Origin of the sequence: Salinivibrio sp. IB872, from assembly GCF_001995345.1 — a bacterium.
GTDB classification, from domain to species: domain Bacteria; phylum Pseudomonadota; class Gammaproteobacteria; order Enterobacterales; family Vibrionaceae; genus Salinivibrio; species Salinivibrio proteolyticus.
Map to the genome: position 1 here is coordinate 104,285 of NZ_MUFO01000001.1, position 21,301 is coordinate 125,585.

The 21,301-nt window shown below is 48.4% G+C and carries 16 protein-coding genes; 8 read left to right on the forward strand and 8 right to left on the reverse strand.

From position 1 onward, the window contains the following. Positions 1-31 precede the first annotated feature (31 nt). Both BZJ18_RS00430 and fabG read right to left on the reverse strand, forming a co-directional pair. Positions 32-739 carry an SDR family oxidoreductase gene (locus BZJ18_RS00430; RefSeq protein WP_077454984.1) on the reverse strand — a complete coding sequence of 236 codons (708 nt, stop codon included), beginning with the start codon at positions 737-739 and terminating at the stop codon, positions 32-34. 31 nt (positions 740-770) lie between these two features. After that, positions 771-1,502, reverse strand: coding sequence for a 3-oxoacyl-ACP reductase FabG (gene fabG, locus BZJ18_RS00435; RefSeq protein ID WP_077454894.1), 732 nt, complete (start codon positions 1,500-1,502; stop codon positions 771-773). A gap of 233 nt (positions 1,503-1,735) precedes the next feature. On the opposite strand from fabG, the gene BZJ18_RS00440 reads away from it, so the two are divergent. The 7 genes from BZJ18_RS00440 to BZJ18_RS00470 all read left to right on the forward strand — a co-directional run bounded on the left by BZJ18_RS00440 (position 1,736) and on the right by BZJ18_RS00470 (position 11,471). After that, positions 1,736-2,080: a hypothetical protein gene (locus tag BZJ18_RS00440; RefSeq protein WP_069586709.1), complete on the forward strand. Its 345-nt coding sequence runs from the start codon at positions 1,736-1,738 to the stop codon at positions 2,078-2,080. Positions 2,081-2,385: 305 nt separating this feature from the next. Then, on the forward strand, positions 2,386-3,471 hold the full coding sequence (gene hppD / locus BZJ18_RS00445) for a 4-hydroxyphenylpyruvate dioxygenase (RefSeq protein WP_108743090.1): 1,086 nt from the start codon (positions 2,386-2,388) through the stop codon (positions 3,469-3,471). Between the two features lie 141 nt (positions 3,472-3,612). Beyond that, entirely contained in the window at positions 3,613-5,886 is a 2,274-nt protein-coding gene (locus BZJ18_RS00450) for a response regulator (RefSeq protein ID WP_077454895.1), read from the forward strand. A gap of 164 nt (positions 5,887-6,050) precedes the next feature. Further along, on the forward strand, positions 6,051-7,058 hold the full coding sequence (locus BZJ18_RS00455; RefSeq protein WP_077454896.1) for a sphingomyelin phosphodiesterase: 1,008 nt from the start codon (positions 6,051-6,053) through the stop codon (positions 7,056-7,058). A 267-nt stretch (positions 7,059-7,325) separates the two neighbouring features. After that, positions 7,326-8,468, forward strand: coding sequence for an HDOD domain-containing protein (locus BZJ18_RS00460; protein WP_077454897.1), 1,143 nt, complete (start codon positions 7,326-7,328; stop codon positions 8,466-8,468). A 64-nt stretch (positions 8,469-8,532) separates the two neighbouring features. Then, complete coding sequence (locus tag BZJ18_RS00465; protein WP_241824887.1) at positions 8,533-9,864, forward strand: ATP-binding protein; 1,332 nt, start codon at positions 8,533-8,535, stop codon at positions 9,862-9,864. Next, positions 9,861-11,471: an EAL domain-containing protein gene (locus tag BZJ18_RS00470; protein ID WP_077454899.1), complete on the forward strand. Its 1,611-nt coding sequence runs from the start codon at positions 9,861-9,863 to the stop codon at positions 11,469-11,471. Before BZJ18_RS00465 ends, BZJ18_RS00470 begins: the two co-directional genes overlap by 4 nt. 12 nt (positions 11,472-11,483) lie before the next feature. Here the strand turns inward: BZJ18_RS00470 and BZJ18_RS00475 are convergent, their stop codons facing one another. The 4 genes from BZJ18_RS00475 to BZJ18_RS00490 form a co-directional block, all read right to left on the reverse strand. Next, entirely contained in the window at positions 11,484-13,121 is a 1,638-nt protein-coding gene (locus BZJ18_RS00475) for a HAMP domain-containing sensor histidine kinase (RefSeq protein WP_077454900.1), read from the reverse strand. 3 nt (positions 13,122-13,124) lie between these two features. Further along, positions 13,125-13,943, reverse strand: coding sequence for a phosphate/phosphite/phosphonate ABC transporter substrate-binding protein (locus BZJ18_RS00480; protein ID WP_077454901.1), 819 nt, complete (start codon positions 13,941-13,943; stop codon positions 13,125-13,127). Between the two features lie 240 nt (positions 13,944-14,183). Next, the gene (locus tag BZJ18_RS00485; protein WP_077454902.1) at positions 14,184-15,383 is read right to left on the reverse strand and encodes an MFS transporter; all 1,200 of its coding nucleotides are present in this window, start codon (positions 15,381-15,383) and stop codon (positions 14,184-14,186) included. Positions 15,384-15,494: 111 nt separating this feature from the next. Beyond that, positions 15,495-17,657, reverse strand: coding sequence for a TonB-dependent receptor (locus tag BZJ18_RS00490; protein WP_077454903.1), 2,163 nt, complete (start codon positions 17,655-17,657; stop codon positions 15,495-15,497). 206 nt (positions 17,658-17,863) lie between these two features. On the opposite strand from BZJ18_RS00490, the gene BZJ18_RS00495 reads away from it, so the two are divergent. Further along, positions 17,864-19,585, forward strand: coding sequence for an IucA/IucC family protein (locus BZJ18_RS00495; protein WP_077454904.1), 1,722 nt, complete (start codon positions 17,864-17,866; stop codon positions 19,583-19,585). A gap of 70 nt (positions 19,586-19,655) precedes the next feature. Here BZJ18_RS00495 and BZJ18_RS00500 read toward each other — a convergent pair whose 3' ends face one another. Together BZJ18_RS00500 and BZJ18_RS00510 are read right to left on the reverse strand one after the other, a co-directional pair. Then, entirely contained in the window at positions 19,656-19,961 is a 306-nt protein-coding gene (locus BZJ18_RS00500) for a DUF496 family protein (protein ID WP_069586695.1), read from the reverse strand. A gap of 275 nt (positions 19,962-20,236) precedes the next feature. Further along, positions 20,237-21,166, reverse strand: a complete 930-nt coding sequence (locus tag BZJ18_RS00510; protein WP_077454906.1) for a chemotaxis protein — start codon at positions 21,164-21,166, stop codon at positions 20,237-20,239. Positions 21,167-21,301: the final 135 nt, after the last annotated feature.

Sequence of the window (21,301 nt, forward strand, 5' to 3'; positions counted from 1 at the left end):
GTCTAAGGCGGCTTTGGCGCCGCCTAAAGCCTTACCAGCCAATCTCTTTGCCTTGATAATCGATAAAACAGCCGTTTTGGCTATCGGTCAGGGTATCGAGTACCTGTTTTAACCCCTGAGCGGACTCTTGAACGCTAATCAGCGCATTGGGACCACCCATCTGTGTTTGTACCCAGCCTGGGTGCAACGCAACCGCACGGATACCTTGGTCGCGAAGATCGATGGAAATACTTTTGATCACTGCATTCAGCGCTGCTTTTGAACTTCGGTAGATGTAACCGCCCCCCGATTGGTTGTCGCTCATACTGCCAACTTTGGAGGAAAGAAAAGCAAAAATGGGTGTGTGACCACTGTGACGAGCCTTGATGAGATGTGGCGTAAAGTACTCAGCGATAACTAATGGTGCAATGGTGTTCACTTCTAAAACATCGCGCCATGCGGCCGTGTCGACCTCACCGAATGCGTAGCCTTTGGGACCATAGAGCCCAGCATTGTTGATCAACAAATGGATGGAGATGTCGCTCAGCTCTGATGCGAGCTGCTGCACGGCGGCGTGGTCTGTCACGTCGAGTGCATGGGTTGAGAGCGTGGTATAGCGGTTTTTAAGTGTCATTAAATGAGGGGCAGAGCCGGGAAAACGGCAGCAAGCAATTACTTGCCAGCCGTGTTCTAGGTACAACTCTGTTAACGCGAGTCCGATGCCCCGGTTTGCGCCCGTAATGAAAAGTGTTGGCGTCATGCATACCTCTAAATGGTTGGCGTTGCCACCATTATATGACCAATCCGCCATCGACTTTAAGTGTTTGACCAGTAATAAAACTCGCCTTATCACTGGCTAAAAAGCAGATAGCATCAGCAATATCTTGAGCCGTTCCCATTCGGCCCAATGGTGTCTTGGCTTTCATCATATCAATCACCTTCTCGGGCAGGTTGGCTGTCATCGGTGTCTCGATAAAACCAGGCGCGACACAGTTGGCGCGTATTTTTGCACCGTGGCGGGCGAGCTCTTTGGACCATGTTTTAGTCATGGCGATCACACCCCCTTTAGAGGCCGCATAATTGGTTTGACCGATGTTGCCGTCCGTCCCCACCACAGATGATAGCGTCACAATCGCGCCTTTTTCTTGCTCTAGCATCAGCGGAGCAATGGCTTGGGTCATGGAGAATACCCCTTTAAGATTGACATCAATGACGGCATCCCAATCATCTTCTGTCATTTTGGTGAGTAGGTTGTCGCGGGTAATCCCAGCGTTGTTCACCAACACATCGACAGGCGCATTTTGTTGGTGCAATGTTTGCACCCAACTGGAAACAGCGTCACGATCACACACATTGAGCGCGATGGGCTGAATAATCGCGTGGTCTTGCCAAGCGGTCATTGCATCCATGGTGAGATCGATGGCGTAGATTTTCTCTACCCCTTGTGTAATGAAGGTATCAACAATCGCGCGCCCAATTCCTTGGGCAGCGCCGGTAATGACACAATGTTTTCCTGCTAGCATCTGTGTGCTCCTTTTTTGGTGACACCCCACGTCTTCTATAACTACAACGCAAAGCGGTGAGGAATCGATCAGTAATTTCTTGGGCGTCTGTATTGCCTAAGGCCCTGCTTACATTCGATAAGCTTGCAACAACTAGGCCATGCACTACTCTGTCTATGATAAATTGGCATATCAATTTGTGGGCGGATAGGCTAAAATTTAATCAAGATGTCACCTTGTTTGAGAGAGGACCTATGCCGACGTCAATTAATTCGCAACCTTTGGCGCAGCAATATATGCAGCGTCAGCGCGATCGTCAGGACGATCAGGTCAATGGCGGTCTCAATAACTCAATGAGCGTGCAAGAGCGTGCTGAACTGATCCGCAAAGAGCGTGAAGAACAAAAAGAAGCCGCTGCATCCGGCGAGCAACGCGAAGAAAAACGTGATTATCAGTCGCTGATCGATCGCGTTGCTGAGCAAGAAGCACAAAAGTCAAAAATGGATGCTTACAACCAGCGTCAGCAGGCGCTAATGGAGCAAGTTGAAAAGACGATCACGCCGAATGCGCAACAAACAAGCTACAGTTTGAAAGTGTGACCCTCTTCATCTCTTTTCTGTTGTCAAAGGCCGCTACATGAGCGGCCTTTTTGCTTTTTAGGACAGCGGTGCTTGCGTTTTAGTTTTCATAAATGTAAATGAAATGTTTGCGTGGGTGGGTTTCTTTACACTTTAAAGAGAGTGTATCACCCAGATAAACCGCTAATTATCGCATTGGCGCATGACTGTTCATAAAAGATGACAACTTTGGTTAACATTTAAGTAACCTTTTGTCGGTGGTGTCATGCTAGTGCTTCCTCTTTGACGGTGCTATTTCTATTGGCATGAACAAGGAGGAAGCAATTATGACGACCACTATGCAAGCGCCCTTCAAAACCATTAACCCACTGGGCACGGACGGATTTGAGTTTGTTGAGTACACGGCGCCGGATCAAGCGGGCATTGATGCACTGAAAAATCTATTTTCATTGATGGGTTTTGCGGAAATCGCCAAGCATAAGCACAAGCAGGTTTGGCTGTATCGTCAAGGCGACACCAACTTTATTGTCAATGGTGAGCCCGAGTCACAAGCACAAGGCTTTGCCAAAAAGCACGGTGCGAGTGTCAATGCAATGGCATTTCGCGTCAAAGATGCCGTGCATGCGATTGCCTATGCTGCAAAGCAAGGCGCCAAGGTGGTTGAACCAAGCATTGGTCCAATGGAGTTAAGCATTCCAGCGGTCTATGGCATTGGTGACTCGCTGCTTTACTTTGTTGATCGCTATGGCGATCAAAGCATCTATGAAGTTGACTTTGATTTCTACAACGACTGGCAATCACGTCTCAAAGAGGCTGACGCTGGCTTAAAAGTGATTGATCACCTAACCCATAATGTTGACATCGGCAATATGGATGTCTGGGCCGACTTTTATGACCGTATCGCGAACTTTAAAGAAATCCGCTTCTTCGATATTGAAGGGAAAAAGACGGGATTGAAATCACGTGCTCTCACCGCGCCATGTGGAAAAATCCGTATTCCCATCAACGAATCAAGCGATGACAAATCGCAAATCGCGGAATACTTAAAAGAGTACAACGGTGAAGGCATTCAACATATCGCACTGACGACAGACAATATTTACGAGACCGTCCGTACGTTGCGTCAACGTGGTATGGCATTTATGGACACGCCAGATACCTACTATGAAAAGATCAATGAACGCGTGAAAGGGCATGAAGAAAGCATCGACGAGCTTCGTGATACCCGAGTACTGATTGATGGTGATGTTGATAGCGGTATCTTGCTGCAGATTTTCACCAACACGGTTATCGGCCCGGTGTTTTTTGAAATTATTCAGCGCAAGGGTAACCAAGGTTTTGGTGAGGGTAACTTCAAAGCCTTGTTCGAATCTATCGAGTTGGATCAAATACGTCGCGGCGTGTTGGATTAACCAGACAGGTAAATTTAAACTTTCTACTGTAGGCGCTCTTTAAGGGCGCCTTTTTTGTCTACTTATCATGACAATTTTCGCTGAAAGCGGAAAATGCCTCTATGCTTAATTTCAATGGAGATTTAAACGGACTAGGTGACTATGAAGGCAGATACCGCCGTTGCTCGTAGCTCTTTATCGGTTGCGCTGATCACCAAACTAACCCTGTGTTGGGCGTTGTTAACCGCGATGGTTGCCGCGCTGCTATTGTATGTTGATTATCAAGAGCATAAAGGAGATGTCGAGCGTGCGTTGTCGATGACTGCGGAGAAAGACTTGAGTGTGATGGCCTCTCATCTTTGGTGGGAAGAGAGCACTGCCTTTGAGCGGCAAGTCGAGCGCTTGATTGCGCAACCTCACATCGATTATTTGCGCGTTTTTGATAGCAACGGGACCCGAGTAGAGCGTGGCGTTGCCCCTTCTGATCAAGCTCTCGAGTATTCATGGCCCTTGGTTTATCGCGATGCGGGCAACGAGTACATGCTGGGGAATTTGAACATTGCCTCGAACTACACGGCAACAAAAGCGAGTATGAGTGAACATCTAATGTGGACAGTGGCAGCATGGCTTTGCCTATGCGCATCCGGTATTGCCATATCGCTTTGGATCATTAGCCGAGAACTTACCACCCCACTAGCGAAAATGCGCCACCAAATCAATGTCTGGGACGCTGACAATAAACCGGTTTTTCTCTCCACGCCCAAGAATCGACACGCGTGGAGTGATTTAGAAACGCGTTACAACACCATGATTGCGCGTTGCCGAGAGCGTTTGAGCTGCATGGATGACGACCGCCGGTATGCGGAGCAGGCGAGTCAGAAAAAAAGTGAATTTCTGGCCAATATGAGCCATGAGATCCGCACACCCATGAACGGCATTATTGGTATGGCCTCACTGCTAAAAGGCACGGAGCTCAATGACGAGCAACAAGAATTTGTCGAAATGCTTGAGACTTCGTCAATCTCATTGCTTGATATCATTAATGACATCCTCGATTTTTCTAAAATTGAAGCTGGAAAATTAGAGCTGGAACCTTTAGAGATCAATGTTTTTGAGTTGGGAAAAGATATCGAAAACTTGTTCACGTTACGGGCTAAAGAAAAAAACCTGCAATTTCACTGTGACATCGACAAAGACATATCTCCTTTGCTGATCGGCGACGCACCTCGGCTTCGACAAGTGATGATTAACCTTGTGGGGAACGCGGTGAAGTTTACCGAGAGCGGTGAAGTCGCAGTGGGGGTCTCGAGTGTCAGTGAAAGCGACGATAGCTGTGTCTTACGCTTTGAAGTCAAAGATACCGGGCCAGGCGTGCCGTTTGAGCAGCAAAGTCGCATCTTTAATAAATTTGAGCAAGGCGATGACCCAACGGCACAGAGCCAAGGAACGGGACTCGGTCTCGCGATATCTCAGCAAATTGTGCATCTGATGGGTGGGACACTGCGATTGGAGAGTGAGCCGGGCAAAGGTAGCCGTTTCTTTTTCACCGTTCGATTTAGCAAAAGCAACGTCCCCCTCGCCACGCCGGTAGAGGCCTATTTATTTGCCGGAGCGCCTATGCTGCTGGTAGACGATAGCCGTTTAAATATGCGCATAACCACGGCACAGCTCAGTAACTTGGGTTGTCAAGTCACTTGCTGTATGCATCCAGACGATGCGATGTCGCTGATTGAAGAGCGCATCAGTAGTCAGTATCCATTCAAAGTGGTGATTTTAGATAAGTTGATGCCCAAAACGGATGGTTTTTCACTGGCGACCAAGATCAGTGCGCAGTTTGGCAAGGAAAGTCCAGCCATCATGATGTTAACCGCTGCGCCCGATGGCCTCGACAAACCGCGCATTGAACGTGCTGGTATTGAAGGCTACCTAGGGCGTCCTTATCAGTTCAATGATTTGAAGAGCCACCTTGTGCGTATTCTGCAGCAGCGTCAACCAACATTGGGCGTCGTACGGTCCACAGGGCAAAGTTCGTCGTTAGCCGGGTTGCACGTTTTGGTGGTCGAAGATACCAAAGGTAATCAGCGGGTGACTGAGGCCATGCTCTCCAAATTGGGGGTACGTGTCACCGTGGCTGAGAATGGTCAACAGGCTTTAGATTATTGGCAAAAGCAGCCGTTTGATTTGATCTTTATGGATTGTCAAATGCCCGTTATGGATGGTTACCAAGCCTCGAGACGTATCCGTGAGCAGGAAACACGCTTTAATCGAACCCCTATTGTGGCCCTGACAGCCAATGCGACTGCAGAGGATAAAGATGCGTGCCTAGAAGCGGGCATGGATGACTATATTGCTAAGCCGGTTCGTAAAGACGATCTCGCAACAATGCTTAAAAAACATACCTTTACCAGCGAGACTCAACTTCTTACTAAGTCATAACCCTAAAAAAACTGAGAAGTGAGTCGCAATTGTGATCTTAGTTACAAAACTATCAAAAAATCATACGGATTTTTAGAGTGGTCTAACCTCTATTCGTTAGGCTTCTAATGTTTTATCGGAATCTTGTTCCGTAATAATTAGAAAGCAAAACGAAAAGAGGAAACATGAAAATAAAAAAAATGCTCTCAGCGGCAGCGGCGTTGCTGCTAAGCCTCAGCGCTCAAGCGGGCCAGCTAAACGTCATGGCGTACAACATTATGCAGCTGAGTAACCTTCAAGATTGGGATCAAGCAGAGCGTGCGGCTCGGTTGCCGAAAGCCATTGCAGCGATGGACACTCAACCAGATGTGATTCTGATCAGTGAAGTCTTCAATGCTGAGGCCGAGCAAGCGATGAATCAGCTTGCAAGTGTATACCCTTATCAAACGCCCAACGTTGGGCAAGACTGCAGTGGCGAAGGCTGGGACGCTCTCACCGGGGATTGTTCCAACTCAGTATTTGTCGTGCGTGGTGGCGTGACAATTTTGTCTAAATATCCCATTTTGACCCAAAAGGCCCATATTTATCATCACAGTTTAAAGGGCAGCTGGGACTATCAAGCTAACAAAGGCTTTGCATATGCCAAGATAGATAAAAATGGGGAGATCTTTCACCTGATTGGCACCCATTTACAAGCCACGCATGATGGGATGTCCGATGAAGAGCATCAAGTGCGTCTGGGTCAGCTAGGGGAAATCAAACACTTTATCGACCAAGCAGCGATTTCCGCTGACGAGCCTGTGATCATTGGTGGTGACATGAATGTGGAGTGGAGTCGCCAAGATGAAATTAAAGACATGAAAGCGACCTTAAGTGGTGTCCTGCGCTTCACAGAGCCGGAAGTAACGTCTTTTTCTGCTAAACATAATTGGTTCACAAAAGCGAACGCTTATCACTTTGACTATGATCTTAACTATAACACCACGTTAGATTATATCTTGTGGAGCCGTGATCATGCTGTGCCAGCTAACCAACCTGAGATGAAGGTAGTGCAATTAACCGCAAAGGATCAATGGTACTGGGATTACCTTGAAGGTGAGTGGCCAGAAGAAGCCGGACAAACCTACCATGATGGTTATTACAATGAGCTCTCCGACCATTATCCGGTGATGGTACAGTTTGAATTTGAGTAAATAGACTCTCGGTAGTTCACCGTCATATGGGGCTCAATCATATTGAGCCCCATCACCTTGCTCCTTATCCTCCCTTCCATTAATAGACGATTGATTTCTCTTTGTGTACCAAGAAAATTTGGCATTATGCGCTACGCTTAAGGAAGGAATCGATAGCGCTCCCGGCCTTGGATAGCTCTCCGAGGAGCAGAACTGCGGCGTTGGTGACGCTCCCATTTGCCGCCTGACTGTCACGATAAGCAGTTTGAGGATAAATGCGAGGGAAGAATGGATAAGCCGCGTTTCCACATCATTTATGTTGATGATGACGAACTCACATTGAAAGCAATTGGTCGGGTTATTCGTCGTTTGAAACCTGACTGGACAATTAGTCTGGTAAAAAATCCTACCCAGTGGGAGAAAGGGGTCTTAAATAACCAATCGTTATCTTTAGTTATCAGTGATTTACTGATGCCAAAACTGAAGGGGGATGCGCTTCTAGAACAGGTTCGCCAGCACTATCCGGGGGCGGTGCGAGCACTGATCACCGGAGATACACGGCAAAAGATCACTGAACTGGCGACCCCTAGCGTGCATTTTGTCTTGCCCAAGCCCTTTTCTGAAGATGACTTTGCCAATGTACTCAATAGTGTTGAGCGCCTCTACAAATTGCCGATTGATAGTGAAACACGCAATCGCCTCATCGGTATCGAGGATTTTCCCGTTCTGCCTGATTGTGTCCGCCGGCTACGTGCCACGATTAACAATCCAAACTCTGACATGGAACAAATTGCACGGGTAGTGAGTGAAGAGCCGCCTCTGGTTGCTCGACTTTTGCAGCTGGCTAACTCGGCCTATCTGGGCTTTCGCAACCGAACTTGGTCCATAGAAACGGCGATCAATCGATTGGGTATTCAATCAGTGGAATCCATCGCTGCCACTATGGTTGGGCACAATGCGTTTCAGCACTTGTCGACCAAAGAACACTATGCGGTGGTCGATGAACATATCGAACTGGCTAATTTAAGCAAATCACTGGGTGCTTTTTTAGGCCATGACAAAGCACATGCTGAGCGTTTGTATCTCGCATCAGTGTTGTCCTCGTTAGGGGAACTGATGGTGCGAGAGCTTGGCTGTCGTAAAACTGGCAACAACCCCATTTGCGATTTACCCTCTCGCTTTGATACCGCGCTCGTGGTCTCCAGCTATATCATTATTTTGTGGGGCTATGATTTTGAATTGGCAAAAATTGTTTTAGCTAGCGGTGAGGCGTCTTCGCTATCTGACAGTGAGCAGGCCAGTGATGGTGCACTCCTACATTACTGCCGTCAGTGGATTCGGGCGAACGATATCGAGAAAGCGAAACTTTTACAGTCTTGGTCGTCGAATATTGGCGCGTTTTTTACTCAATCGTATCAGGAGACGATCTGAGTGTACGGGTTGGTATTCGACGTTACTATAGGTTTTCCCTGTCGACTGAATAGGGAGGGAAAACGTGAAGAATAGCGACATGTCACTAGCATTGTTCAATCAACTGTCAATAGCGATATGTATCGTCGATCATGAGTACACCATTGAGAGTGCAAACGCGAGCTTCCTTGATCGCTTACCAGCAAACCAAAGTACAGTGGTTGGACGCTCACTATTGGCATGCTTTCCAGCCCATCGTCAATTTTTACAGCAAAATATCGATTCGGTCTTCTCGACGCAAACCCCATTACTGTCCTCCGGCTCTGTCATCGTTGACCCATCTTGGGAAGTGGGGAGCGACGCCGCACATAAGTGGCAAGACATTGAGTTTCTTCCCATCCCGTCAGCGTGTGGTGTGGTAACACAGGTTGCGATTTGTTTTTACCGACCCACAACGTTGGTGGCCCCGAAGCAAGACTCAGTCACCACCATGTCGGATAGTCAGCGACTCAAACGAAGCTCGGACGCCTATCAAGAAGTGGTTTCAGAGCTTAAGCAGCTGCAAAGCCAACTGCTTCAATCTGAGAAAATGGCGTCGATTGGGCAAATATCGGCGGGAATTGCCCATGAAATCAATAACCCTATCGCTTTTATCTCGTCTAACATCCGCACCTTGTATGACTACTTAGAGAAATATTCCGCTTATGTCCATCAGTTGGATGAAAAGATTGATGCTACGGCGAACAAGGTGTTGAGCGCTGATAGGCAGGCGCTAAAAGATAAGATTCAGTTAGATTATTTACTCGAAGATGCCAGCGATCTCATTGAAGAGTCGTTAGAGGGTATCTCGAGAGTGATGACGATTGTCAAAGATCTCAAAGAGTTTTCCCGTGCTGATAATGGCGAATGGGTATCAACCGATGTTCGTCGCGGTATCGACTCGACACTGAAGATTATCCACAACGAAATTAAGTATGCCATTGAGATCGAGAGAAACTACTCGCCACAGACGCCCGACATTATTTGCCAGCCCATGCAACTCAATCAGGTTTTTCTCAATCTGTTGATTAATGCAGCCCAAGCGATCGAGGGCGAGGGAAAAATTAACATCCTTGTTGCGCCTCTTGATGATGAGCACTTAATGATAAAAATTAAAGATAACGGGCAGGGGATCCCTGATGAGGCGCTGACGACGATTTTCGAGCCATTTTATACCACCAAGCCTGTGGGGCAGGGAACGGGGCTTGGGTTGTCTGTCTCACGCGATATTATCGCTGCTCATGGTGGCCAGATTACGGTTAAAAGTGAGCTGGGAAAAGGGACCACGTTTACCATTGTGTTGCCGTGTTCAGATAACTGCGCCGACGAGATTGCCTCGTCTGATGAAGAAGCGATAAGAGGAGGCCATAGCGCATGATGGCGTACACGGAAATTCTATTGGTTGATGATGAGCCACATATTTTGCGTGCGTTAAAGCGAGAGTTACGTCGTTTTGTAGCCTATATTCATACCGCAGAGTCGGGCCAGCAGGCGCTAGATATTTTATCCAAACATCACATTGGCCTTGTGATTTCCGATTACCGTATGCCGAATATGGATGGCGCAGAGTTACTGATTAACATCCATCAGCGTTATCCCGATATCGCCACCATTATGTTGTCCGGCCAAGCCGATCTACCGGGTGTGTCTCGAGCAATTAATGCTGGTGCGTTGAGCCAGTATGTGAGCAAACCATGGGACCGCGATGTGTTGTGCGACACGGTGAAAACCATTTTGACCCATAAACACGCGTCTTTGCCCAATGACACCCTGACTACTTGCTTATCAAAAGAGGCGCTCAACCAGAAAATTCAAGGTATGGCGGTAGACGCAAAAACACCGTGGCTTGTGGCGATCATTGATAACCAAGGCACGAGCAATCTTAATGACACCGAGTCGGTGATGCTGGGGAATCAACGTCTGCAAAGGGTGAGTGAACACTTGCATGAGTTGGAGGTATTCGAATGGCATCGGATCGCCGACAAATTTATTGCTCTGTTTGAGTATTCATCAGAAGGCCACCGGTTATTAAGCGAACTGATTGAACATTTGCATGCTGCAAAAGAGGAAAAAGACCTTTCAATGCAATTAATGCTCAGTGCGCTTCGCTCTTGGCAGGAATTGTCTTTCGAGGTCATTCAGGCGCGTAAAGCCGACAAAGTACCGCTCTACGATGCGCTCTATTGGCTACCTTGCCCTGAGGATCATCAAGACGATGCCAGTTTGGTTAGCTTGATTCGCGATATTGAGGCCAAGCACTTCGAGGCGTTCTTTCAACCTCAGTTAAATATTGTAACCAATGAAATTGATGGTTTTGAAGCACTAGTGAGGCGTCGACTCGCATCGGGACACTACCAAAGCCCAGCGGAGTTTTTGCCGTTATTGAGTCAATATCGACTTGAAAATGTACTAACCACCTCGATGTTTGAGCAAGCACTGGAAGCGATTGGGCGACTAAGTCAGGCAGGTTACGCGAAAACGGTGAGTGTTAATGTCACTGCAAAACAATTAGAGACTGGGTTTGTGGTTGATGTTATCCAGCACCTTTCGCCGCACTACCCCGATGAGATTGCACACCTTGAAGTCGAGTTGGTAGAAACTGACCGGATTGATGACTTTTCATTAACGCGCCAGCAAATGGAACGTTTGAAATCCCTTGGGATCTCCTGTGCGTTAGATGACTTTGGGACTGGTTTTGCGGGGTTTGAGTCCATGTGCGACCTCCCCTTTGATGTGATAAAAATAGATGGCCGCTTTGTTCGTAATATTGGTCAGAGTGAAATGGATGAGGAGATCTTGACTTCAATGGGTCAGAGTGCGCGACTGATGAATGTCGAGGTGGTGGCTGAGTGGGTCGAGAATCAGAACCAAATCGACTTTTTGAGAGAAAAAGGGTGTACGCGTGTGCAAGGCTATGGCATTGGTGTACCGTTGAGTCTAGATAATATTTTCGAATTTTTAGCGAATTTTAAAACACCTGCCTAAACCGGACGGGCGTTATGAGGCGTGATTAGCAACGGCGTGATCCCTCTGATATAGGAGGGTGACAGCGACTGTAGTGCCGTGGGTTGATGAGGTGAGTTGTATTTCTCCTTGGTGATGACGAGCAATATCATAAACATACGTCAATCCGAGGCCCATACCTTGTCCAACCGGTAGGGTAGTAAAGAAGGGGTCGTAGACACGATGACCCTGTTCACGCGGTAATCCTGGCCCAGAGTCTTTCACGGTGATGGTGCACGAGTCACCATTGTTTTCCCCCTCCACATCAATACTGTGTACAACGTCTGGATTGCCCCGCTCACAGGCTTGCAACGCATTTTTGAGCACTTCTTTAAACAACATCACCAGCTCCTCATAGCGTCCCATAACTGGGGGCAGTTGATATACGTTAGCGGCAATCGATATCTTGAGACTCGTCGGTGGTAAGAGAGTATTCAGCGCCTCATCAATCACCGTAAAGATCTCAATGCTTTGAAAGTGTTGTCGTGTTTGTTGGCTGTAGCTGGAGTACTGCTGTAAGGCGGAAACAATATTGATCACGCGTTGCACACAGTCGTTGGCATCGGTAAAGCTATCACTAAAATCATCATAAAGGTCATCGGCATAGTGACGTTTCTTCCAGTGCGTGAGGGTTTCAAGCGGCTCTGACTGGTGAATAACCTGCTCGGCAATGTCCGCCCATTTTTGGTAGGTGTTGAGGTATTCTTGGCACATTTTCAGGTTACTTTTCACTGCGCCGATGGGGTTATTGATTTCATGGGCAACCCCTGCCGCCATGGTCCCAATCGATGCCATTTTTTCGCTTTCGACCAGCTTTTCCTGCGTTTGCTTGAGTTGATGGTTTATCTCACGGAGTTGATCATTGGACCGCACTAAATCGGCCGTGCGCCGCGCCACCTTACTTTCTAGTGTCTGGTTGGCCTCTTCTAGTCGTTTTTGGTAGGTCGCAGTTTTATTTTCGGAGTCACGTAATGCTTGAATCATATTGCTAAACGCAGCGGCCACACTTGCCAGTTCATCCTTCCCGTGGGTTGAAATGTGTACGTCTCGCTCGCCACTGGCGATGGTATCGGCAGCATTTTTAAGTTCTGATAAGCGCTGGGTCAGATAGCTTCCCAATAGGTAAGAAAACAACGCTACTAATAGCATCTCGCCCAGTACAATCAGCATGCTCCAATTTTTTGCGTCTTTAATCTGGCTAAGCAAGCCGGTCAGATCAAAGCCAATCCAGACCGATCCAAACTCAATGCCAGATTCAGAAATGGGCGCGCGTACATCATACAGTCCATCCGTGACGGACTGAGCATTCATCTCAAGAATGGCTGTATTGAAAGATTCAGGAAGGTTACCGGCCGATGATAAGACTCTCCCGTTATCGCCTAAAACCGCGACATACATAATATCGTTGTTATGGAGTAGCTCTTGGGTAAAGGAGTCGACGGTGGCGAGATCAAACGATAACACCGCATTTTTTACTGTGGAGGCGAATAACTGGGTTGTTGAACTGGCACGTTGGTTGAGCCCTTGATAGTTGGTGGTTTCCAAATAATTGAGAGTTAATGTCAGCAGAATCGCCAACAGGATCGCCTCAATCAGGGCGACACCTAAGATGGTCTTTAATCGCAAGGACATGGGTTATTCACTCAGCAAGTGTTGCAACAGCGTAATGTTTAACGCTCTCACATCGTCCCAATCCTCATCTTGCGCGGATTCTATCCCTTTGAAGCTGATATTACCCAGCAGCGCTCGGCCTTTTTCACTGTCATTAAGGGAGAGAAAGGCGGCTTTAATCGCGTCGGCTACTTCAGGGTCAAGGTCGGGATGAAATGCGAACGCATGAGGCGTATAGCCGGGCGTTTTCCATAACACGCGTAGCTGCTCGCTCACTTCGGCATTGGTATTGTTAAAGGTGCGCTCAATGCCGCCGCCGGCAATAAAGAAATCTCGTGCAACATTCAAATACACCGAGTCATGGGACGAGACATATTGTGGCGTAATGCTGATGCCTTTATTCTTCAGCGCGGCACGTGGCACCACACTGGCGGCAAACGCGGCGGGGGAAGGAAAGGCTAACCGCTTGCCGTCAAGCTCCTCAAGGGAGGAAATGGACGCTTCTTTTTTGACGACTAGAATACCGTGAATCCGCTTATCTTTTTGTTTCGCAAATGCTTGGTAGCCAGGCTTTTGGTGGAAAACGGTGTAATGATAAGGATTCATGTAAGCGACATCGTATTCACCGGTGAGCACACGTCCTTCGAATTCGGGAATATCTTTGGCAGTACGAAAGACAAGGTGGTACCCCGATTGTTGAGAGACGTATTCTAAAATCGGGCCCCAGTTATTGGCCAATGTAATCGCAGATTGTTGTGGCACGATACCAAAGGTAATGTCTTTCGCGTGTGCATGGCTGGTAAAGGCAATGCCCAGTATCAGTGACAACAAGATTCCTTTCATTTGCGCATCTCTCACCCAGTAGCTGACGATCTATTAGACAGTGTAGTTAGCTGCATCTATCCTTGCCACGCCATTCCGTGTGATTAACTCAATGAAATCAGGTTGTAACCTGAGAACCTTTGTCTTCTTTCTAATCTCAGAGCATTGTTCGCCCTCGGTGATAAGCTGATGTTCACGTCCGAGGGCGAGAAAAGTGGCAGGAGGTGTGCGCAGTGGCAGTGTCTCTGCTCTATGAGTGAGTTAACGAGGCGAAGCCGCAGGTTTGATTACCAGTACCCCAATGACAACGGTGCAAGAAAGCAGCAGGCAGGTTAACGTAGGCAGGGGCGGATAATTTAACGTGAGCGTTGCTAACAGGGAGGCGAACCCATAACCCAGCGTATGGGCCATCGCGATATAACCACTGACTTTCCCCGGTTCATGATCGAACCGTTGCATCGCTTGGCTGGTATAGGCGGGGATAAGAAGTGCACAGGCAGCTGATATCACCAGCATTGCCATCACTAACACAGCAAAATGTGGCACTAATAGCAGGGCGTAGCCGGTCACCATACTGATTGCGCCGAGGCTTAGCATACGCTCGGTGCTCAGACGCTGTCTTTTTACCACTAACACTTGTACGGCTAAGGTGGCGATACCGCTTAACGTCAGCAAATAGCCGATGGCTTGGCTAACTTTATCGGCGGACCATTCGGTGAGGTGATTGAGCATGGGGGTGAGATTGTATTGCAACAGGGCAATCGCTGCACACACGGCAAGGCCGTAACCCATGTAGGGCCAAATGGCTTTTGGCGCGAGCCATAGACGGGCGGATGAATGAGGTTCGTCCTTTTTACCCGCGTAGTGAGGCATCATGCTGATAGCGATTGCGCCTAATAGTGGCAGTAATAGCATCAGCGTCAGTGACGCGTAGGGGCTGATCACTAGTACTGCCGAGGCAATCAACGGGCCAGCTAATCGGCCGAGGCTTAAGCCAATACTGATGGAGGTAATCGCTTGCATACGATGCGCCTCGCCGGCGAGTAACACGGCCCAATGCTGATTGGCCGGCACCATCCCTGCGACTGTTAAGCCGTAGATCACCCGAGCCAGTACCGCAAGCGCCAACCAAGGCCATGGGTTAGCGCTGCTTTGCGCGCCTACTGTTGCGGCGAGCAATAACGCGAAGCTAATCGCCATGCCGGCTAGTGCTTGCAGGACCACAAACTTGGGACCATGTTGGTCGCTGATCCGTCCCCAAAATGGCGCGGCGGGGAGAAACAACACGCTCCCCACGGCAATAATCACTGCCCATGTCGACAGTGAGAAGCCACCTTGTGCCACCAGTAAGGGAAGCGAGACCAAGAGTCCGTTCTGACCGATGCCCATCAAGGCAGCAATCAAGGTCAAGGTGATCGGTTGCCACCTTGCGGTTTGTGTCGCGCTTTTAGGGTGTGTCATCACAACTCCTTACAGACACGGGCTTACTGGGCAATGTTGTTGCGCAAATATGGGCTAAATAAATTGGGAGAAAAGGCGCCCAGCGAGGACTGGGCGCGAAAAGGAACATAGTTAAAACGTGGCGCTGTAGCTCAGGCTAAAGGTGCGCCCTACGCCGGCGTAGTCAAACATGTCGGCGCTAGCGAGGCCGCTATAGACTTTCTGCGCTTTTTGGCTCCAAATTGTTTGATAGTCTTTATCAAACAAGTTTTGGATGCCGAAATTAATTTGGCCGACCGGTAACGTGTAGTAACCATTGAGGCCGACAAGCTCGTAGCCCTCAAGGCGGTCGCCATCTTCATCAGATAGATCGCCAACGTGTTGGAGGTTTAGCTCGGTGCCCCAATCGAAGTTATCGTAGCCTACTGCCGCCATCGCGGTGGATGGGCTCGCATTGTAGATACTCAGCTCATCCCAATGGCCATTATTTTTAATTTCGCTTTGCACGAGGTGACCTTGCGCGCGGCTATACCAAGTGTCAGTGAGGTAGTATTTGATTTGCCCTTCGAGGCCATAGATACGCTGTTTGTCACTATCTAAGGTGACATCGAGATCGTTATTGTACTTGTACGACTTGTCCGACATCGAGTAGTACGCGGCGACTTGCGCATTGTAGTCTTGTTGCTGAGTGCGCCAGCCTAGCTCAAAGGAGTTGGTTTTTACGCCGTCCAATTCCGTGTTTTGAACACTCACGCTATTGGTGAGGGTACCGCCTGAATATTTGCCTTTGCCGTAGAATTTACCTGGGTCGGGCATGTTAAAGCCTTGACTAAAGTTAGCCCAAACTTGTTGGTTGTCGGTTAGGTCGTACTTGAGTCCCGCATTCGCAAGCCAAATATCCTTGTCTGTGGTGCCGCCTGGGATGGCATCCGCATCTGGCAATAAGCCGAGTAGAATATAGGCTTGCTGGGTGAAGCCGATAAAATCACTGCCTTTGTACTTGGTGTACTGGTAGCGCAATCCGGCAAAGGCATTTAACTTATCGTTAACGGCCCAGTCTGCTTGAGCAAACACACCGGCATTTTGGGTATCAAAGTCAGGATAACGACCGATCGTGCCCTTTTTCTCAAACTCTAAACCATGACTTGTTGCACTGGTTGTTGAATCATAGACGTATTGCTTGGCGCGGAACTCTTCCTTGCTGTAATCCAACCCATAGTTCAGCGTGAGGTTATCCCAGTTTTTCTCCAGTAAGAGTTTTAGGCCGTAAACATCGTTGCTTTGCTCTGAGCCGCTAAATAGACCTTTACGCGGAAACGGGAAATAGCCGAAGGTTTCTTCTCGATAATAGGCTTGTGCGAGTAAGGCATGATTTAGCACATTGGTATGGCTATATTGGGTGTTGAGCATCAAACGTTCAGTGAATGGTTGCTCATCAAGTTTGAGCCCTTTACGACGCTCAACATCACTTTTTAGATCGGTCGTATCTTCAAACCAGATCCCGTAATCACTGTCTTGTTGACTGTCATAGTATTGAGCAGTCAGGGAGAGGTGCTGTTCGTCATCAGGGCTGTAATCTAAGCTACCCATCACATCAATGCTGTCATTGAATTGGGTATCGGTTTGGGTCACATCGGGCAAAATAGGATCGCCATTGCCGTCGTAGGCAGCGCCTTTGCCTTCATATGCCACGGACAAGCGCCCTTGCAAGGTATCACTGCCGCCGGATACTGCGACCGCGGCTTTCTTTGTCAGGTCGTCGCTGTTGTTAAACCCAGTGGTGACGCCGGTGTGAACCTCAAGTTGCGCATCGCCCGCTTCACCGCGTTTGGTGATAATATTGATAATACCGCCGGTTGCCCCCGCGCCATAAATGGAGGTCGCGCCTGACAGTACCTCAACACGTGCGACATTAAAGGGGTCGATACTATCCAGTTGGCGGCTGATGGTGCGAGCGGCATTCAGTGCGACGCCATCAATCATGATTTGTGCGCTGCGGCCACGCAAATTCTGTGAGGCATTGGTACGCGCGTTAGTGCTGCCAAAGTCAAAGCTTGGGATCAGCTTCCCGAGTGCGCCTTTTAATGACTCACCGCCTTGAATTTCACGGGTTAGTTCTTCATTGGTGATCACCCAGTTGGTGCTGGCGGAATCGGCGATCGTGGTCTGAATTTTACTGCCAGTTACGATGATGGTTTCGGTATTGGCCGCAGAAGGGGCGGCATGGGCAAGGTGTGTGCCAATCACTAAGGCCAGTGGGGTCAGTGAGAGGCCAACTACTTTTTTAGACTTCATAATTATCCTTATACAACATAAAGCTGCAGGGCTCAGTGAGCCTGCGTCCCTGCAGTACGTCTACGTCACTACCTAATTATTTGTCATTGAATGATAATAGATATCATTATGATTATTGATATTCGTCCTTGTTGTCAATACATTGATAACCGAATTGCCACATTTCATCTAATTCGGTGAAAAATAACGCATAAAGGTCGTAACAAATGCAGGGGAATTATTGGCAAGCAGCCAATCAGAAACTGCTCGCAAAAGCGATCAGTGAGCTTCATTTCGAAAATGCGATTACGGTTGACCACCTTGAAGGGCATCAGTTTAGGTTGGCACTGCCTGATACAGAGTGGCGGTTTACGGGCACCATGAGCATTTGGGGAATGGTGATGGTAGACAATGGCAGCGTGTCACGGGGCGACAACCAGCATCCAGAACTGATTGCATTAGTGATGGACTTGCAGCCTGTTCTCGATATGGCGCCTTTGCACCTTGGTGGTTTTATCGAGGAGTATCAAGAAACACTCATTGCGGAACAACAGCATCTCGCGATGCTTAGCACTCTGCCAGCCGATAAACTCGTGACGTTGTCAGAAACCGATCGCCAGCCCTATTTGGATGCTCACCCTAAGGCGCTCGCCAATAAAGGGCGATTAGGCTGGGGCCAGCAAGATAGCCAACAGTATGCGCCTGAGTATGGCAACACATTTGCGTTGCATTATCTCGCTGTACATCGAGCGTGCGCACGTTATGGCTTTGGGGATGGATTCGAGCAGGCCTCTTTACTCTCGGAGACCCTATCACCAGTCGCTTATGAGGCACTCATAACGCGCTTAGCGGTCGATAAACGGGATGATTATCTGATTATGGCGGTGCATCCGTGGCAGATGCAGCGTTATATTTACAGCCAATATGCGTCATTACTTGCCTCTGGTGACATCATTGATCTGGGCACGAGTGAGGAACAGTGGCGTCCACAGCAGTCCATTCGTACCTTGAGTCGGGCGGATGAACACGGCAAGTACGACGTAAAAACAGCGTTAACCATTCTCAATACCTCTTGCTATCGCGGCGTACCGGGGAGCTTTATTGCCCATGGCCCAGTGCTGTCAAAATGGCTGTCAACCTGTGTACGCGAGGATGCGTTATTGTCGCGTCTTGGCATGCATGTGCAGCAGGAAGTCGCCGGTGTGTACTGCCCGCAGCCTTATCAGGCACAAATAGACAGCTGTTACAAATATCATGAAATGTTGGGATGCGTTTGGCGTGAGCGTGCCGAAAGCCTGTTACCGTCTCATCAGCGACCCATGAGTATGGCGACTCTGATGCAAGCGGGTGGTGATGGGTTCAGCTGTGTCGAAGCGCTGATTGCGCGTACCGTGCTAACACCTAGCGAATGGTTGCAGCGTTTGTTTGATCACGTTGTGGTCCCCCTTTATCACTTGCTATGCCAATACGGGATTGGGTTAGTTGCGCATGGGCAAAACATTACCGTGGTGCTGGAAGACGATATCCCTGTAGGTTGCATGATCAAAGATTTTCATGGTGATTTACGCTTTGTCGATCAACCGTTTCCAGAGTTGGACAGCTTAGATAAACGCGTGCGAGCGGCGATCAAGCACTTGCCGCCACACTATCTGGTGCATGATTTATATACGGGACACTTTGTGACTACGCTGCGTTTTATTTCGCCGTGGTTTGTATCGCTTGGAATAAGCGAAGCTGAATTTTATCGTCAGTTAGGTGACACCCTTCGTCGCTATCAACAGGCACATCCGCAGCTGAACGAACGCTTTAGGTTATTTGATGTGCTGAGTGAGACGAAAGAGAAGATTTGTATCAATCGGGTCAGATTTAACATCGGCTATGATGACAGTAACGAACGGCCTGTTCCCATGTTTGGTGAGGCGATTCGCAATCCACTGGCTGAGGCGTAATGCGGATACTTAACGAAAAATACCCGCAATAGGCGGGTATTAACACTCAAGTTAGCGTGAGTGGTTTAGCTTACTTACCGCTTTTACTTTGCTTGGTAAGCTCTTTGATGTTGCGGCTGATTTCACGACGCTGTTTGGAGATTTCTGCGTTCTTAATGATGTAGTCATCCACGCGGTCTTCGTAATCACCTTTCATATTCTTGATGATTTCGACGATATCTTCATAGGACATCTCAGGCTGGATGTAATCGAGCAAATTTTCCAGCAATACAACGCGTTTCTGGTTGTCGCGGATTTTCTTATCGTTGTCTTGGATTTCGCGTTTAAGTTTGTTCTTTTGTCGTGAGTGCTTAACGATCTCAAATACACTGGTCATCATAGTCGCCTTCTATTTTTTTGAAGTATGAAAAAATTAAACCACAAGCGCACGACCAAACCCAGCCTTTTCGCGCTTGAAGTGAGGAGTTTTTCATCAATTGAACCGATAAAGGATCTGATTTGGGATACAAAGGATGTGCCATTGCGGAGAGACTGGCGAAAGACATGCCCAAACCACCTTATACCCGATTAGAACGTGATGTTGGCAAAGATAGCAGACTGGCATTGACAGTGGTATGACACATATCAAAGCCAGCCTGCTCGGGATAGCGATCAGTAGTTGGTTGGCGTCCCCTCAAGTTTCACGGAGGAGCCAGAGGTTTTTAGCATCGCGCCACGTAACATGGCTTGCACGAGCTCGGTGGCGTCGAACTTTGTGAGTGCTTCGTGCGCACCGACTTGTTTGGCGCGATCCACACTAATATCACTCGACAGTGACGTATGGAGTATCAGGTACGCTTCGGCCAGTTTATCATCACTACGGATTTCAAAGGCGAGTTCATAACCGTCAATGCCGGGCATCTCGATATCGCTAACAATTATGTCAAACGGCTTGCCAGCGGACGCCGCGTTTTTCATCATTTGCAGTGCTTCTGAGCCGTTGTTGGTGACGTGATAGGGAATATTAATACTGTCTAACGCCTCAGAAAGCTGCCTTCTTGCGGTTAAGGAATCATCAACAAGCAAGATGTTCATCGGCTTGAGCTTTTCACGATCGACATCCGACAAAACTGGGTGCAGTTTATCCGGATCGGATGGGAAAATATGCTCCATGATGTATTCGACATCCAGCAGCTGAACCAGTTTTTCGTCGATTTTCATTACGCCAGTTAGAAACGCACGCGTGCCGAGTGTTTGAGGGGGCTCGGCGATCGAGCGCCAGTCACACTCGCTGATCTTTTCAATGCCGCGCACCAAAAAGCCCATCACACGTCGTTGGCAATCAGTGACGATGATGTAACACGACTCCCATTCTGACTTATCGACTGGCTTATAACCAATCGCTTTAGCCATATCGATGACGGGAGTGGCGATGCCACGGAAACTGGTAGTTCCTATTACTGTGGGGTGAGAGCCGGGCAAATCCGTTAGCGGCTGAAAAGGGATGATCTCCCGTACCTTAAGCGTCCCAATCGCAAAAGATTGCGTCGGGGTCAGGCGGAACATCAACATGCCTTGTGATTGATTGGCTTTGCTCTTCATAGCATCACTCTGCGTGTAATCGTAATATCGGTGTGTATTTTATCAGCATTATGCGTAAGACACATCTCCCCATTATGATAGGGGGGATTAGACAGAACATAAAATTTTTCCGTACTATTGTCTCATATTTGAAAC

Coding starts and splice junctions, on each gene's coding strand:
- BZJ18_RS00430 (WP_077454984.1), bottom strand. CDS start 739: ATGACGCCAACACTTTTCATTACGGGCGCAAACCGGGGCATCGGACTC.
- fabG (WP_077454894.1), bottom strand. CDS start 1,502: ATGCTAGCAGGAAAACATTGTGTCATTACCGGCGCTGCCCAAGGAATT.
- BZJ18_RS00440 (WP_069586709.1), top strand. CDS start 1,736: ATGCCGACGTCAATTAATTCGCAACCTTTGGCGCAGCAATATATGCAG.
- hppD (WP_108743090.1), top strand. CDS start 2,386: ATGACGACCACTATGCAAGCGCCCTTCAAAACCATTAACCCACTGGGC.
- BZJ18_RS00450 (WP_077454895.1), top strand. CDS start 3,613: ATGAAGGCAGATACCGCCGTTGCTCGTAGCTCTTTATCGGTTGCGCTG.
- BZJ18_RS00455 (WP_077454896.1), top strand. CDS start 6,051: ATGAAAATAAAAAAAATGCTCTCAGCGGCAGCGGCGTTGCTGCTAAGC.
- BZJ18_RS00460 (WP_077454897.1), top strand. CDS start 7,326: ATGGATAAGCCGCGTTTCCACATCATTTATGTTGATGATGACGAACTC.
- BZJ18_RS00470 (WP_077454899.1), top strand. CDS start 9,861: ATGATGGCGTACACGGAAATTCTATTGGTTGATGATGAGCCACATATT.
- BZJ18_RS00475 (WP_077454900.1), bottom strand. CDS start 13,121: ATGTCCTTGCGATTAAAGACCATCTTAGGTGTCGCCCTGATTGAGGCG.
- BZJ18_RS00480 (WP_077454901.1), bottom strand. CDS start 13,943: ATGAAAGGAATCTTGTTGTCACTGATACTGGGCATTGCCTTTACCAGC.
- BZJ18_RS00485 (WP_077454902.1), bottom strand. CDS start 15,383: ATGACACACCCTAAAAGCGCGACACAAACCGCAAGGTGGCAACCGATC.
- BZJ18_RS00490 (WP_077454903.1), bottom strand. CDS start 17,657: ATGAAGTCTAAAAAAGTAGTTGGCCTCTCACTGACCCCACTGGCCTTA.
- BZJ18_RS00495 (WP_077454904.1), top strand. CDS start 17,864: ATGCAGGGGAATTATTGGCAAGCAGCCAATCAGAAACTGCTCGCAAAA.
- BZJ18_RS00500 (WP_069586695.1), bottom strand. CDS start 19,961: ATGACCAGTGTATTTGAGATCGTTAAGCACTCACGACAAAAGAACAAA.
- BZJ18_RS00510 (WP_077454906.1), bottom strand. CDS start 21,166: ATGAAGAGCAAAGCCAATCAATCACAAGGCATGTTGATGTTCCGCCTG.